At 56.5% G+C, this 15,414-nt stretch carries 13 protein-coding genes; 3 read left to right on the top strand and 10 right to left on the bottom strand.

The window, feature by feature from the left end:
• From PYL13_RS12110 to PYL13_RS12085, 6 genes are all read right to left on the bottom strand, one after another.
• A complete protein-coding gene (locus tag PYL13_RS12110) occupies positions 1 to 687 on the bottom strand; it encodes a DNA alkylation repair protein (protein ID WP_275641534.1) in 687 nt (228 codons plus the stop codon).
• Positions 688 to 835: 148 nt separating this feature from the next.
• Entirely contained in the window at positions 836 to 1,663 is an 828-nt protein-coding gene (locus PYL13_RS12105) for a class I SAM-dependent DNA methyltransferase (RefSeq protein ID WP_250981755.1), read from the bottom strand.
• Positions 1,664 to 1,752: 89 nt separating this feature from the next.
• Positions 1,753 to 2,019, bottom strand: coding sequence for an usg protein (locus PYL13_RS12100; RefSeq protein WP_259145957.1), 267 nt, complete (start codon positions 2,017 to 2,019; stop codon positions 1,753 to 1,755).
• Positions 2,020 to 2,179: 160 nt separating this feature from the next.
• The gene (locus tag PYL13_RS12095) at positions 2,180 to 3,010 is read right to left on the bottom strand and encodes an ABC transporter permease (RefSeq protein ID WP_250981753.1); all 831 of its coding nucleotides are present in this window, start codon (positions 3,008 to 3,010) and stop codon (positions 2,180 to 2,182) included.
• Positions 3,007 to 3,810, bottom strand: coding sequence for an ABC transporter permease (locus PYL13_RS12090; RefSeq protein WP_192488678.1), 804 nt, complete (start codon positions 3,808 to 3,810; stop codon positions 3,007 to 3,009). Before PYL13_RS12090 ends, PYL13_RS12095 begins: the two co-directional genes overlap by 4 nt.
• A gap of 112 nt (positions 3,811 to 3,922) precedes the next feature.
• Complete coding sequence (locus PYL13_RS12085; protein WP_250981752.1) at positions 3,923 to 4,696, bottom strand: ABC transporter substrate-binding protein; 774 nt, start codon at positions 4,694 to 4,696, stop codon at positions 3,923 to 3,925.
• Between the two features lie 299 nt (positions 4,697 to 4,995).
• Here PYL13_RS12085 and PYL13_RS12080 point away from each other — a divergent pair, with 299 nt between their 5' ends.
• On the top strand, positions 4,996 to 7,101 hold the full coding sequence (locus PYL13_RS12080) for an OmpA family protein (protein WP_275641533.1): 2,106 nt from the start codon (positions 4,996 to 4,998) through the stop codon (positions 7,099 to 7,101).
• A gap of 75 nt (positions 7,102 to 7,176) precedes the next feature.
• On the opposite strand, the gene PYL13_RS12075 is transcribed toward PYL13_RS12080, so the two are convergent.
• Both PYL13_RS12075 and PYL13_RS12070 read right to left on the bottom strand, forming a co-directional pair.
• Entirely contained in the window at positions 7,177 to 8,103 is a 927-nt protein-coding gene (locus PYL13_RS12075) for a pseudouridine-5'-phosphate glycosidase (protein ID WP_275641532.1), read from the bottom strand.
• Between the two features lie 30 nt (positions 8,104 to 8,133).
• Positions 8,134 to 9,075: a carbohydrate kinase family protein gene (locus tag PYL13_RS12070; protein WP_275641531.1), complete on the bottom strand. Its 942-nt coding sequence runs from the start codon at positions 9,073 to 9,075 to the stop codon at positions 8,134 to 8,136.
• A gap of 246 nt (positions 9,076 to 9,321) precedes the next feature.
• Here PYL13_RS12070 and recA point away from each other — a divergent pair, with 246 nt between their 5' ends.
• Positions 9,322 to 10,410 (top strand): recombinase RecA, encoded by a 1,089-nt coding sequence (gene recA, locus PYL13_RS12065; RefSeq protein WP_192488683.1) that lies wholly within the window; start codon positions 9,322 to 9,324, stop codon positions 10,408 to 10,410.
• Positions 10,411 to 10,618: 208 nt separating this feature from the next.
• Positions 10,619 to 13,282, top strand: coding sequence for an alanine--tRNA ligase (gene alaS / locus PYL13_RS12060; protein ID WP_275641530.1), 2,664 nt, complete (start codon positions 10,619 to 10,621; stop codon positions 13,280 to 13,282).
• 74 nt (positions 13,283 to 13,356) lie between these two features.
• On the opposite strand, the gene PYL13_RS12055 is transcribed toward alaS, so the two are convergent.
• Both PYL13_RS12055 and PYL13_RS12050 read right to left on the bottom strand, forming a co-directional pair.
• Positions 13,357 to 13,983: a glutathione S-transferase family protein gene (locus tag PYL13_RS12055; protein ID WP_275641529.1), complete on the bottom strand. Its 627-nt coding sequence runs from the start codon at positions 13,981 to 13,983 to the stop codon at positions 13,357 to 13,359.
• A 126-nt stretch (positions 13,984 to 14,109) separates the two neighbouring features.
• Positions 14,110 to 15,324 (bottom strand): NADP-dependent isocitrate dehydrogenase, encoded by a 1,215-nt coding sequence (locus PYL13_RS12050; protein WP_192488686.1) that lies wholly within the window; start codon positions 15,322 to 15,324, stop codon positions 14,110 to 14,112.
• Between the last annotated feature and the right edge of the window lie 90 nt (positions 15,325 to 15,414).

Below are 15,414 nucleotides of genomic sequence, written 5' to 3'. Positions count from 1 at the left end.
CTACTTCAGACGGGCGAGCAGTTTTTCGCCCGTCAATTGTTTGACGGCATCCTTGCCAACCCATCTTTCCGTTTTGTTTTTGCTGTCTGCCAGAACCTGCGCCAATGCCAGTGCGGGGGTGTGGCAATTGGTGCTGCGTTTGCCGATATTGCGCAGCGCCCAGTTCACTGCCTTGCACACAAAATTCCTGTCGTCATTTGCGTATGTCTTGATGAGCGGCAAAAATCCGAGCATGGTTTCGTCCGGTTCTTTTTTTAGGGGAACCGTTGCGCCGGCAATCATCGCAAAGGCGGTGCGCCGGACAAATTCCCTGTCGTCGGCGCTGAATGTGTCGATCAGGTCTTTCCAGAATGACGTCTGCGTGAAGAGATCGGCAGCGGCATCGACAATTTCCCAGGAGTTGAAATCGCCCGCCCAGGCCAGACATTCGTTCTGTGTCAACAAGGTTGGGTCGGCGGTATAGATCGCCATCAACCGCGCTTCACGAATGTCACTATTCCATAATTGCAAGGCGCGCTGGTGGTTGTTGCCGACCTGCCGGGCCAGCTTTTGCAGGTCGGGATTGCTGATGCCGAGCGCGGTATCGGTGATAATGGCAAACCGGCGCATGCCATCAATGGCATCTTGCGATGTCATGGTTTGAAGGTGGTAAATGATGTCTTGTGCGGATGCGTTTTTGTCGAGCATTGCCGTTCATCCTGATGCCGCATATCGGCTGTTACAGCATCATGCCGTTTTTCAGGACATCATGCCATGCGACATGTCGTGACAGGCCCGCAAATCACGAAACATAGGCAAAGAAAAAGGCGCGATTTTCGCCGCGCCTTTTGGAAGTTTAAGCCTTGAGCTTTGCCACCACCAGATGGCCCGGTGTCGGGTTGCCATCCTGCATGCGCACATTGATGTCGGTGACTTCGAGAATTTCGAAACCAGTCGCCTCGAGACGTTCCTTCACGTAGCTTTCTGCATGGGCAAAACGCTGGTGCGGACCAACCATGTAGGTCCGTCCGGCCAGAACATCGTCTGGCAGCGTTTCAGACGAGAACACAAAGATACCGCCAGGAGCCAAGTTTTCGGCCGCACCGAAAAACAGCGGCTCAAGCGCACCAAGGTACGGCAGCACATCGGTGGCGGTTATCAGGTCGAAAGCGTCATCGTCATTGTCCTCAAGGAAATCCTCGACTTCCGCTACGTAAAGCGTTTCGTAGATTTCCTTTTCATGAGCGATTTCAACCATGTTCTCGGAAATGTCGATGCCGGTGCTGTCTTCCACCATGTCCCGCAGGGCGGCACCCGTCAGGCCGGTGCCACAGCCGAGATCAAGCAGGCGCTTGAATGGGCCAAGGTTGAGAGACTGCAGGCGCTGGCGCACAATCATCGGAACCGCATAACCCAACTGCTCGACCAGAATGTCTTCAAAGGCTTCGGCGTGCTGGTCAAACAGTGTTTCGACATAGGCATCGGGAGCCTTTGGCGGTGTCTCACCACGACCAAGTGAAGCAAGGCGAACAGCCGCACCACCATGATCTTCCGGATCAAGGCCCAGAACTTCCTGGTAGGCTGCTACGGCAGCATCGATCTCGCCAGCCTTCTCATGAGCCAATGCGCGGTTATAGGCTTCGGCAAGGGCCTCTTCGTCGATCTTCTGTTGTTTTCCGGTCATTGCAGTACCCTTGGCTGAATTTTTGGTGTTCAGCCTTGCTGTAAGCTGCCCGCCGGGCACGCGCAATGTTTATCTCGAAAAGCCGTTATTCAGTGGAGAATGAACTCGCCCTTCAGTGCGCGCCATTCGCTGGCCGAAATCAGCTGCCGATGCACATATTTTACCGAATGCAGGGGACCATCGAGCTTTTCCCGCCAGAACTTCAGAAAGCCGTTCATTTCCGGAAAGTCCGGTGCCAGATCGTAATGCTGCCAGACATAGGTCTGGAGCAAAGCGGGGTGATCGGGCATGCGGTAGAAGATCTGGGCAGTGGTGAGGCCGTAACCTTTTAGCATCATTTCCATGTCTGTGTTCATGATACCTGTTCCCGTTTTTTTGGCGGTGCTGAACTTGTGTTCAACATCACCATGGGAGCATGACATGGTTAACCGAATGTTGAAATTGTATTTATCTGGCTAAAAAGAAATTATTTTTCAGTGTGTTAGCAGCTGTCATCGTGGAGTGCTGCTAACAGCTTCAGCGCTTCAGGTGGCGCGTCAGGCGGGCTTCAAGCCATGCCCAGACGTGACGCAGTGTCTCGACGATCGTCAGGTAGAAAATCGCGGCCCACAGATAAGTCTGGTAATCGAAGGTGCGGGAAAAGGCGTAACGTGTCTGGCCCATCAGATCGAACACGGTCACGACGGAGACAACAGCCGAACCCTTGATCAGCAGAATGATTTCATTGCCATAGGGGCGCAGGGCAACAATGAGTGCCTGCGGCATGGTAATCTTGCGGAAGATGATGGATTTCGGCAGGCCAAGCGCAAAGGCGCCTTCGCGCTGGCCGATCGGCACGCTGGCAATGGCACCGCGCAGGATTTCAGCCTGATAGGCCGCTGTGTTGAGCGTCATGGAGAGCAGGCCGCAATACCAGGCTTCCCGGAAGAACCACCACAGGCCAATGCTTTCCAGTTCCGTGCGGAATGTGCCAAGGCCGTAATAGATCAGGAACAGCTGCGCCAGCAGCGGTGTGCCCCGAAACACGTAGACATAGGCATAGGCCGGTGCCGCCAAGAACGGGTTTTTTGACATGCGCGCAAAGGCAATCGGCAGCGACAGGATAGCGCCGAGAATGATCGAAACCGTGACGAGAATGATCGTTGTTCTCAGTCCGTCGAGATAACGCGGTCCGTAACGTTCAACCTTGGCCCAGTCCCAACCGTTGATGATGGTGTAGACGAGGCCAAGAGCCACAAGGCACCAGATGCCAATGATGACGTAACCGCTGGCGCGGGCCAGTGTCATCGGCTTTTTTTCGGCAGGCGGCGCAGGGCGGGCTGCAATCAGATGTTCGGCATGGCTCATCGTTTGGCCTCCGATTTGCGTGACCAGCGATCAATGTAACCGAGACCAATCGACGACAGCATGGCGAGAACCAGAAACAGCAGGCAGGCAAGCCCGTAGAAGAAGAAGGCTTCCTTGCTGACGCGGGCCGCAACGCCGGTCTGGCGCAGGATGTCGGTCAGGCCGATGATCGATACGTAGGAGGTGTCCTTCAACAGGATCATCCACAGGTTCGTCATGCCGGGCAGGGCAATTCTGACCAGTTGCGGCAGTACGATCAGCAGCATGGTGCGGCTGCGTCGGAGACCTAGGGAATCGCCCGCTTCATACTGGCCTTTGGGTATGGCCTTGAAAGCCGATAACAGCACTTCGGAGGAATAGGACGAAAACACCACGGCCAGTGCAATCATGCCCGCCACAAAGGCGTTGATTTCAATCGGTCCGCTGAAACCAAGCGAACCGGCCACCGATTGCAGCAGCATCTGTATGCCGTAATACACGATGAACAGCGTCAAAAGCTCAGGCAGGCCGCGGAAGATCGTGGTGTAGATACCGGCAGCGATCCGCAGCGACTTTTCGCTGGACTGGGCTGCAAGTGCGATCATGAAGCCGATGATCAAACCGACCGGCAAAGTTGCCAGTGCCAGTGTGATGGTGACCTTGACGCCAAAGGCAACTTCGTCACCCCAGCCTGTCGGGCCACAGGAAATGATGCTGGACTGATCCAGAAACGAGAAGACACCAACAGGGCCGCAGAATGGATCAAATAGATGCGTAATGTAGGCCCAAAAAGAGCCTACCGCGGAAAACAATCCGCTCATGCCAACTTCCCCTGCGGTCTTTGCCGCTTTTTTTGAATCTATCCATGTTTTTCAAACAAAAATGGCGGAAGGGCAAGCCATCCGCCATCAACTTTCAACAGATCAGCACTGATTATTCGCCGTAAACGTCGAAATCGAAGTACTTGTCGTTGATTTCCTTGTATTTGCCGTTCGCACGGATGGCGGCGATAGCGCCAGACAGCTTGTCAGCAAGCGCAGTGTCGCCCTTGCGCACAGCAATACCGGCACCATTACCATTGATTTCAGGATCGACCTTCAGTGGTGTCAGGATCTTGCAGCAAGCGCCAGCGTCAGACTTGACCCATTCCGACAGAACGACGATGTCGTCGATAACACCATCAATACGGCCGTTGGTGATGTCGAGCTTGTATTCGTCAGCGGTTGGGTAGAGCTTGAGGTCAGAATCAGCCAGATGCTTTTCGGCGTAGTTAGCATGGGTTGTGGAACCCTGCGCGCCGAGGCTCTTGCCCTTGAGGTCTTCAAGCGTCTTGATTGGCGAATCCTTCGGAACCGCAATGGCGGGCGGTGTGTTGTAGTACTTCTTGGAGAAGTCGACCTTTTCCAAACGCTCAGGTGTAATCGACATGGACGCGACGATTGCATCGAACTTCTTGGCCTGCAGGGCCGGAATAATGCCATCCCAGTCGTTCGTTACGAAGGTGCATTCGGTTTTCATCTCTTCGCAGAGCGCCTTGGCGATATCGATATCGAAACCGGTCAGCGTGCCGTCCGCTTCAAGGTTGTTGAAGGGAGGGTAAGCGCCTTCCGTGCCGATAACGAGCTTGTCTTGCGCAAGGGCTGCGCCGGAAAACAAAGATACTGCCGCGATGGAAGCGGCGGCAAGAAGACGTGTAGAAATACGCATTGCGATCCTCTCTTTTGGTTTTCACTGGCGGGCTGTTGTTTTTTTCCGTGCCAGTGTCTGTTGCGTGGGGTCATTGCACCTCGCTGGCCGGATACTCATACCGTTGCAAATAAAATGCAACCTCAATTCCACGATCTGTCAAACAGCTTCGGCATGGTTGTTGTTCGTTCATTCTGCGTACAGGCTTCTCCGTCCATGATTGGAACAATGTCATGGTTGGCGCGTTGCGCTGACCGGGCACAAAAAAGCCCTGAATGACGCAGATGACAACGAAGCATTCAGGCACATGAGGAAACACGATGCTGAATAAAACCATGTTGAGGGCCGGGGTTGTTCTTCCCCTTATGTCCATTGTCATGACGGCTCAACCAGCCGGCGCCATGACCTTGAGGCCCACCGTTTCTTTCCAAGCTGAGAGCCGGGATGTTATTCGCGTACAGGTCAGCGTTGAAAGCGCGCGCCAGCAATTGCAGGCAGCGCAGCAGGCACTGGCTGATGCCCAGGCAAGCGGTGGGGACACTTCTGGTGCACAGGCGGCCGTAGGGGCCGCGCAGGCTGAGCTTGATGCAGCGCTCGCCGCGCAGAATGCAGCGCCACCACCAGCACCGGAACCCGCACCACCTGCGCCGGAGCCAGCACCGCCGCCGCCACCAGCCGCTGAGGCACCACCTCCGCCACCGGCGCCAGAACCTGCGCCGCCTGCGGCTGAGCCAGCACCGGCACCAGAGGCTGCTCCTCCTGCCGCCGAACAGGCACCTGAGCCGAAGCGCCGACCAAAACGTGAGCCAGCCGCCGAAGCACCGGCACCTGAACCGAAGGAAGCTCCAGTACCGCAGGAATCACCAGCGCCTGAGAAAGCTCCGGTGCCGGAGCAGCAGGGAGACCCACAACCGGGCCGCCAGCCGGGTGATGATCAGTCCAAGCAGCGCCCACGCCCGAACCGTGAAAAACCTGCTCCACGTCCCGCCGCTGAAGAGCCAGCACCTGTGCCAACACCGGCACCTGCGCCAGATGCTGCGGCACCTGCACCGGACGCTGCTGCACCTGCACCCACCCCGGCACCCGCACCAGATGCGCCGCCAGCCCCTGACGCACCGCCACCACCACAGGACGGTGCTGCAAGTGGCCAGGCCCCAGCCGGTGAAGCCGTGCCGGATCAGGTCGCTGCTCCGCAGGAAGAAGCTCCTTCCATGACCAAGGAACAACTGGACCAGGCCAAGGCCATTGCTGCGGACCCGTCCAAGACCGATGAAACGGTTATTCTGCCGGTCGACAAGGGTGCTGCCGTTCTCGACAGCGACAAGGAAGCGGAACGTTCTGGCGACAGAAAGTCTCGTGACGAACGTCGCAAGGAGCGTGAGCAGGCCGGTGAAGTGAAGGTTCCGACCTCGGACGCCGAAGCACAGGCTATGCGGCCCGATGGCAAGGCACCACCGCCACCGGTCAAGATGGAAGCTGCAACGGCCCAGCAGGGTGAGCGCATTGCCCGTCCACCACGTTTTGAACGTCCGGAAGGCGTGCGTGAGTGGCAGCCACGCGATGGTGGCCGTCGTAACAACAATGATGATGGCGCCCGTATCATCCTGCAGCTAGGTGACCGCATCATCGTGCGTGGCGACGATACCAGCCGCTTCGTACGTGAAGGTGAAGAGCCGTATTACGAGCGTCTGCCAGGTGGCCGTATCCGCGAAACTGTGGAGCGTAACGACGGCACGCAGGTTGTGACGATCCGTAACCGTTACGGCGACATCATCCAGCGTTCGCGCATCGATAATCGTGGCCGTGAATATGTGCTGTTCTACGCACCGGAACTGATGGAGCGTCCTGACCGCGAATATGCTTATCGCGATCCGGGCCTTGATCTGCCACCGATGCGTCTGCGCATTCCGGTTCAGGACTACATCATCGACACGACAAGCGATCCGGACCGTGACTATTACGCGTTCCTCGAACAGCCGCCGGTCGAACCTGTAGAGCGCGTCTACTCGCTGGACGAGGTGAAGTACTCTGCGCGTATTCGTGACAAGGTACGTCGTATCGACCTCGATACGGTGACCTTTGCAACGGGCAGTGCCGATATTCCGATGAACCAGGCACGCACACTTCGCAAGGTGGCAGACGCGATCAACAAGACGCTGGACCAGAACCCGGCCGAAACCTTCCTCATTGAAGGTCATACGGATGCCGTCGGTTCTGACGAAAGCAACCTGATCCTGTCGGACCGTCGCGCTGAATCGGTCGCCAATATCCTGACCGACGTTTACGGCATTCCGCCGGAAAACCTGGCAACGCAGGGCTATGGCGAACGTTACCTGAAGGTACGCACACTTTCTGCAGAACAGCAGAACCGCCGTGTTACCATCCGCCGCGTCACGCCGCTGGTTCGTCCGGTCGCACAGAACTGATATGTTTCTGATGACAATAAAAAGCCCGGCTCCGAAAGGAACCGGGCTTTTTTCATGCCTGAAATGTCGAACAAATCAGCCGTTGAGGGCAACCGCGATTTCAGCGGCCAGGCGTGCATTGTTGCGCACCAGGGCAATGTTGGTCTTGAGGCTGCGGCCGCTGGTCAGACGGAAGATGTTGTCCAGCAGGTAAGGCGTTACGGCCTTGCCAGTAATTTCCTCACGCTCTGCATTGGCAATGGCGCGGCTGATGTAGATTTCCATCTCTTCGCGCGGAATTTCATCTTCTTCCGGAACCGGGTTGGCGATCAGCATACCGCCGCCGATGCCAAGCTGTTCGCGGGTCGTCTGGAAGTTGGCAATCGCGGCCGGGCTGTTCAGTGTCAGCGGGCTTTGCAGGCCGGACGAACGCGACCAGAAGGCCGGGAATTCTGTGGCTTCATAGGTCACGACGGGAACGCCGCCGGTTTCCAGAACTTCCAGCGTCTTTGGAATGTCGAGAATGGCCTTGGCGCCAGCGCAAATGACGATCACGCCGGTCTTGGCAAGCTCGGTCAGGTCAGCAGAGATGTCGAAGCTTTCTTCGGCGCCGCGGTGTACGCCACCAATGCCACCGGTTGCGAAGACCTTGATGCCAGCGCGTGCGGCGGCAATCATGGTGGCGGCAACGGTGGTCGCACCGGTGCGGCGCTCGGCAATCGCAAAGGCGATATCGGCGCGCGAAACTTTCATGGCACCAGTGGTCTGGGCGAGGGTTTCCAGCTGGTGCTTTTCAAGGCCGATATGCAAAACGCCATCGATAACAGCAATGGTGGCCGGTACGGCACCTTCCTGGCGGATCAGTTCTTCCACGCCCTGCGCCATTTCAATGTTGCCAGGGTAAGGCATGCCATGGGTGATGATGGTCGATTCAAGGGCAACGATTGGTGCGCCGCGCTGTTTGGCAGCAGCAACTTCTTCGGAATAGACAATCGGAAGGAGAGGGGAGATTGGCTTTGTCATCGGGTATTTCCAATTTCTGTTATCAATGTCTCATGACAGGGTTTGTGCTTCGGGCACAAGACGTAACATCAGGTCAATGTTGTCTTGTGACATTTCATGCGATGTGGCGAAGGGTGAAAGGACGGTAATGGCTGCCGCTGCCGTGCCCCAACGCAGGCTTTCGCCTATGTTCTGGCCCTGAAGATGGCCTGCCAGAAAACCGGATGCAAGGGCATCACCAGCCCCTGTGACATCACGTACCTCTTTCAGGACTGGTGGCTGCAGCGATGCAGTGTTTTCGCCGACAAAGGCAATCACTTCATTGGAGCCGCGCGTTACCACGCCACCCCTCACACCGGCTGCGCGCAGCTGGGCTGGCCAGTCGGCAGATTTTTCCGGGCTGTGGGCGGTAATGGTGCGGGCTTCGGCCTCGTTCATGAAGAGAATGTCGATATTCTCAAGCGCGCCTTGCAACTTGACGACCTTGGCTGGCGAAATCGCAATGGCAGCCAGAAGCTTGCCCTGTTCCTTCGCCGCTTTGCCGAGTGCCGCGAGTGTATCCTTCGGCAGATTGGCGTCGCACAGAATGGCGTCGGTTGCCTCAATTGCATCCCTGACAGCCCGCACGCGCAGGCGGCGGGGCGAAAACAGGTCATAGAGGTCCATGTCGGCCAGCGCGATGATCAGATTGCCGTCGCGCTCAAGGATCGCGGTGTAGCTGGGTGTCTTGCGGTCCAGAAAGACAAAAGGCGTGTCTTCGACATCAGCTTCAATGGCCGCTGCCGCGACCGCTTCGCCGGTGGAATCGCCGCCGCGCGGCGAGATGATGCGAACGTCAAAACCGAGGCGGGAAAGGTTGCGGGCAGCATTAAAACCGCCACCGCCTGCCTCTTCCATCCAGCGTCCGGGGTTGCTGGCAGCCGGTGAGGTTTCACCTGTAATCAGACCTCGGCGATCTATGTGGGCACCACCGAGTACGAGTATTTTTTTCATCGTCCGTTCCCGTATTCCACCGGTCTGATGCAGAGGTGCGATTCGACCCTTTTGCGGTTTGACCTGTGGTTTTTCATCTTTTTTGCAGTGGCTTCCACGAAGAAAAACAAAAATAGAACAAACCACTTATCCATTATTGTTTTCAATATGATGATCTGCTCTTGTCGAATGAGAACAAACAAGGTACAAAATCTTCACGGAACGCTTCATTGCCTGTGGGGCTTCAATAACCTAAAGGTGGATCAGATGGCACAAAATTCTTTGCGTCTTGTAGAGGATAAATCGGTGGATAAAAGCAAGGCACTGGAAGCGGCGCTCTCCCAGATCGAACGTTCGTTCGGCAAGGGATCGATCATGAAGCTCGGCTCCAATGAAAACGTCGTTGAAATTGAAACGGTTTCGACGGGATCTCTTAGTTTGGATATTGCCCTTGGGATTGGTGGACTTCCCAAAGGTCGTATCATTGAAATTTACGGCCCTGAAAGCTCGGGTAAGACCACGCTTGCGCTGCAGACAATTGCAGAAGCCCAGAAAAAGGGTGGCATTTGCGCCTTCGTGGATGCGGAACACGCGCTTGATCCGGTCTATGCCCGCAAGCTTGGCGTGGATCTGCAGAACCTGCTGATCTCTCAGCCTGATACAGGTGAGCAGGCACTTGAAATCACCGATACGCTGGTTCGCTCCGGCGCGGTGGATGTTCTGGTTATCGACTCCGTTGCGGCCCTGACGCCGCGTGCGGAAATTGAAGGTGAAATGGGCGACAGCCTGCCGGGTCTTCAGGCTCGTCTGATGAGCCAGGCGCTGCGCAAGCTAACCGCATCGATCTCCCGTTCGAACTGCATGGTTATCTTCATCAACCAGATCCGTATGAAGATCGGTGTGATGTTCGGTTCGCCGGAAACGACAACCGGCGGTAACGCGCTGAAGTTCTATGCCTCTGTTCGTCTCGACATTCGCCGTATCGGCGCCGTCAAGGAGCGTGAAGAAGTTGTTGGCAACCAGACACGCGTCAAGGTCGTCAAGAACAAGATGGCACCTCCGTTCAAGCAGGTCGAATTCGATATCATGTATGGCGAAGGCGTTTCCAAGACCGGTGAGCTGGTCGATCTGGGCGTCAAGGCTGGCATCGTTGAGAAGTCGGGTGCCTGGTTCTCCTATAACAGCCAGCGGCTGGGGCAGGGGCGTGAAAACGCAAAAACCTTCCTGCGTGAAAACCCGGCGCTTGCCAATGAAATTGAGCTGTCACTCCGCCAGAATGCTGGTCTGATTGCAGACCGCTTCCTGCAGAATGGCGGTCCGGAAGGCTCTGAAGACGGCGACGGCCCGGACGCCTGATCGAACGGGTCGCTGTCTCTCATTTGAAACGGCGCTGTATGAATGGAAACAAAAGGCCGCGTGACACCGTTCATGCGGCCTTTTTTGTGCCATGGTTGCGGCCCGAATGGCTGGACAGGGCCAGACGTGAACGATAAAAGCCAGTGGTTTTGATGGTTAGCCGTATTGCAAACGGCAATGAAGGACTCAGTATGAGCGGTGTGTGGGCATGAGCGGCGTAAATGAAATCCGGTCGACCTTTCTCGACTACTTCAAGAAAAATGGTCATGAAATCGTAGCCTCCAGCCCTCTGGTGCCGCGCAATGACCCGACCCTCATGTTTACCAATGCGGGCATGGTTCAGTTCAAGAACGTGTTCACCGGTCTGGAAAGCCGTCCATACTCCACGGCTGCATCGTCGCAGAAATGCGTACGCGCCGGCGGCAAGCACAACGATCTCGACAATGTCGGTTACACCGCCCGTCACCACACATTCTTCGAAATGCTGGGTAACTTCTCTTTTGGTGACTACTTCAAGGAAGAGGCGATCACTCACGCCTGGAACCTGATCACCAAGGAATACGGCATCGACAAGAACCGTCTTCTGGTAACTGTCTACCACACTGACGACGAAGCCTTTAACCTATGGAAGAAGATTGCTGGTTTCTCGGATGATCGCATCATCCGTATTCCAACCAGCGACAACTTCTGGGCCATGGGTGACACCGGTCCTTGCGGTCCATGTTCGGAAATTTTCTATGACCACGGCGATCATATCTGGGGTGGCCCTCCAGGCTCTGCCGATGAAGATGGCGACCGTTTCATCGAGATCTGGAACCTCGTTTTCATGCAGTATGAGCAGGTGACGAAGGAAGAGCGCATCAACCTGCCGCGTCCATCGATCGATACTGGCATGGGTCTTGAGCGTATTTCCGCGCTGCTGCAGGGCAAACATGACAACTACGACACGGACCTGTTCCGTGCACTGATCTCCGCTTCGGTTGAAGCAACCGGTGTTGCTGCTGAAGGCGAAAAGCGCGCCAGCCACCGTGTTATTGCTGACCACCTGCGTTCATCCGCCTTCCTGATTGCTGACGGTGTTCTGCCGTCCAATGAAGGTCGTGGTTACGTGCTGCGCCGTATCATGCGTCGCGCCATGCGCCATGCGGAACTGCTGGGTTCGAAAGAACCATTGATCTGGAAGCTGCTGCCAACGCTCGTTCAGCAGATGGGCCGTGCTTATCCGGAACTGGTACGTGCAGAACCGCTGATCTCTGAGACGCTGAAGCTGGAAGAAACCCGTTTCCGCAAGACGCTGGAGCGTGGCCTTTCGCTGCTGTCCGACGCAACGTCGACACTGCACAAGGGCGACATGCTGGACGGCGAAACAGCATTCAAGCTTTACGACACCTACGGATTCCCGCTCGACCTGACGCAGGACGCTTTGCGTGCGCGTGAAATCGGCGTCGATATTTCCGGCTTTACCGACGCCATGGAGCGCCAGAAGGCCGAGGCACGTTCGCACTGGGCCGGTTCCGGCGACAAGGCAACGGAAACCGTGTGGTTTGAACTGAAGGAAAAGCTCGGCGCGTCCGAATTCCTCGGTTACGACACCGAAACGGCAGAAGGCGTAGTTCAGGCCATCGTCAAGGACGGCAAGGCTGTTGATGCCGCTGCTGCAGGCGAAACCGTGCAGGTTGTCGTCAACCAGACCCCCTTCTACGGCGAGTCCGGTGGTCAGATGGGCGATACCGGTATCATCTCATCTGACAATGGCGCATTTGTTGTGTCCGATACCCAGAAGAAGGGCGAAGGCCTGTTCGTTCACATCGGTATGGTTGAAAAGGGTGGTCTCAAGGTCGGTGACGCTGTTCAGTTGACGGTTGATCATGACCGCCGCTCGCGTCTGCGCGCAAACCACTCGGCAACCCACCTGCTGCATGAGGCGCTGCGCGAAATCCTCGGTACGCATGTTGCCCAGAAGGGATCGCTGGTTGCGCCTGAGCGTCTGCGCTTCGACGTATCTCATCCTAAGCCAATGACGGCAGAGGAATTGAAGATCGTTGAGCAGATGGCCAACGAAATCATTCTGCAGAATGCGCCTGTTACCACGCGTCTGATGAGCGTTGACGATGCGATTGCCGAAGGTGCCATGGCGCTGTTCGGTGAAAAATATGGTGACGAAGTGCGCGTTGTGTCGATGGGCACTGGCATTCACGGCGCCAAGGCCAACCGTCCGTACTCGGTAGAACTTTGCGGCGGTACGCATGTGTCAGCAACCGGTGAAATCGGTCTGGTGCGCGTGTTGGGCGAAAGCGCGGTTGGTGCTGGCGTTCGTCGTGTTGAAGCTGTCACCGGCCAGGGCGCTCTGGCCTACCTCGCCGAGCAGGACGAACGTGTGAAGGCGTTGGCTTCTTCGCTGAAGGTTCAGCCGGGCGAAGTGTTGTCGCGCGTTGAAAGCCTGCTGGATGAGCGCAAGAAGCTTGAAAAGGAACTGACGGATGCCCGTCGCAAGCTGGCCATGGGCGGCGGTTCCGCTGACGGCGCTGCAAGCGATGTGCAGGAGATTGGCGGCGTAAAGCTGCTGGCCAAGTCGCTGTCCGGTATTGAAGCCAAGGACCTCAAGGGCCTTGCTGATGATGCCAAGGCAGGCATTGGTTCCGGCGTTGTGCTGCTGATTGCCGTCTCCGAAGATGGTAAGGCAAGTGCTGTGGTGTCTGTGACGGAAGACCTGACATCGCGCTTCAGCGCCGTTGATCTGGTGCGCGTTGCTTCTGCCGCTCTCGGTGGCAAGGGTGGCGGTGGCCGTCCTGACATGGCGCAGGCCGGTGGCCCTGATGGTGCCAAGGCATCTGAAGCCATTGAGGCTGTTGCGGCGGCACTCGCTGGCTGAGACTCGAACATCCAATAAAAAAGGCGGGTTTGACCCGCCTTTTTTATTTTCTGATCGCTGTCCGCTAAGCCATGTCAGCCGGTGGGCTGCAAATCTTTCGAGGCTTCCTCATCCAGTTGCAAGGCACGCTTGAATGCCGGGCGTTCGCTGATGTGGCTGAGATATTCCACAAAATGTGGACGTTTTTCGACCGTGCCGACCTGCATGCCCCAGCCGATATGGGAGGCGACATAAACGTCGGCGGCTGTAAACTGATCGCCAGCCACAAAGCGGTTTTCGCTGACAGCCAGTTCCAGTGTGTTCATGACATCTGCATAAGCGCCGCAGCCAACCATGCGGTATTTGTCTGGCGGCACTTCAACACCGAGCGCCTTGAAGCAACCTGCCATTTCCAGTGGACCTGCCGTGAAGAACAGCCAGCGGTAATAGAGGCCGCGCTGTTTGGTGGGTGGTGCAAGATTTGCGCCGGGAAAAGCATCGGCAAGATAGGCGCAGATCGCCGCGCATTCAGTGACGATGGTGTCACCGTGCTTGATGGCTGGCACCTTGCCCATCGGGTTTATCGCCTTGTAGGCGTGTGATTTCATGTCGGTACTGAAGGCCAGAATTTCGGTGCGGTAGGGCACGCCAACCTCTTCCAGCATCCAGCGGGCAATGCGACCGCGAGACATGGGGTTGGTATAAAATGTCAGGTCACTCATAACGTCTCCTCCATTTTGGCAAATTCTGCGCCTGACCTGTGATGTAATCAAGACATTGCGCGTGCTGCCAAAAGAAAACCCGGCGCGAAGGCCGGGTTTCCGAAGTTCTCTTCAGGTTTGGCTGTCTCAGGCAGCCATAGCCTTCTGAAGGTTTTCGTCGATCTTGTCGAGGAAGGCAGTGGTGGACAGCCATGGCTGATCAGGACCGATCAGCAGTGCCAGGTCCTTGGTCATGAAGCCGGCTTCAACGGTGTCAACGCAAACGGTTTCCAGCGTGGCAGCGAACTTTGCCAGATCGGCATTGTCGTCCAGCTTGGCACGGTGTGCGAGACCACGTGTCCATGCGAAGATCGAAGCGATCGAGTTCGTGGAGGTTTCCTGGCCCTTCTGGTGCTGGCGGTAGTGGCGGGTAACCGTACCGTGTGCAGCTTCAGCTTCAACCGTGCGGCCATCTGGCGACAGCAGAACGGAGGTCATCAGACCAAGCGAACCGAAGCCCTGTGCAACGGTGTCGGACTGTACGTCGCCGTCGTAGTTCTTGCATGCCCAGACGTAGCCGCCGGACCACTTGAGAGCGGAAGCAACCATGTCGTCGATCAGGCGGTGTTCGTAGATGATGCCGACTTCGTCGAACTTCGCCTTGAACTCGGCCTGGTAAACTTCTTCAAAGATGTCCTTGAAGCGACCGTCATAAGCCTTGAGAATGGTGTTCTTGGTGGACAGGTAAACTGGCCACTTGCGCATCAGGCCGTAGTTCATTGATGCGCGTGCGAACTCGCGGATCGACTCATCCAGGTTGTACATGGCCAGAGCAACGCCGGCGCCTGGTGCGTCGAACACGTCTTTTTCGATAACCTGGCCGTCTTCACCAACGAACTTGATCGTCAGCTTGCCCTTGCCAGGAAATTTGAAGTCAGTTGCCTTGTACTGGTCGCCGAATGCGTGACGGCCAACAACGATTGGCTTCGTCCAGCCTGGAACCAGACGTGGAACGTTTTTGCAGATGATTGGCTCGCGGAAGATAACGCCGCCGAGAATGTTACGGATCGTGCCGTTCGGGCTCTTCCACATCTGCTTGAGGCTAAATTCCTCAACGCGGGCTTCATCTGGAGTAATGGTTGCGCACTTGATGCCAACGCCGTGCTTCTTGATGGCGTGAGCCGCATCAACAGTCACCTGGTCATTGGTCGCGTCACGGTTTTCGACCGAAAGGTCATAATATTCGATGTCGAGATCGAGGTAAGGCAGGATCAACTTGTCCTTGATAAGCTGCCAGATGATACGGGTCATTTCGTCGCCGTCGAGATCGACAACCGGATTTGCAACCTTGATCTTTGCCATGAATTCCTCGCCATGAATGAGGCGGAACAAGTCCGCGGTATCGGAAAAATATCCGGTGCGGCTATAGCATCGCATGCGCCGTCCGCAAAG

The sequence above is a fragment of the Agrobacterium sp. Azo12 genome (genome assembly GCF_029193765.2).
GTDB lineage: Bacteria > Pseudomonadota > Alphaproteobacteria > Rhizobiales > Rhizobiaceae > Agrobacterium.
Note: the sequence above shows the minus strand (reverse complement) of the source record. Positions and strands in the feature narration are given on the sequence as shown.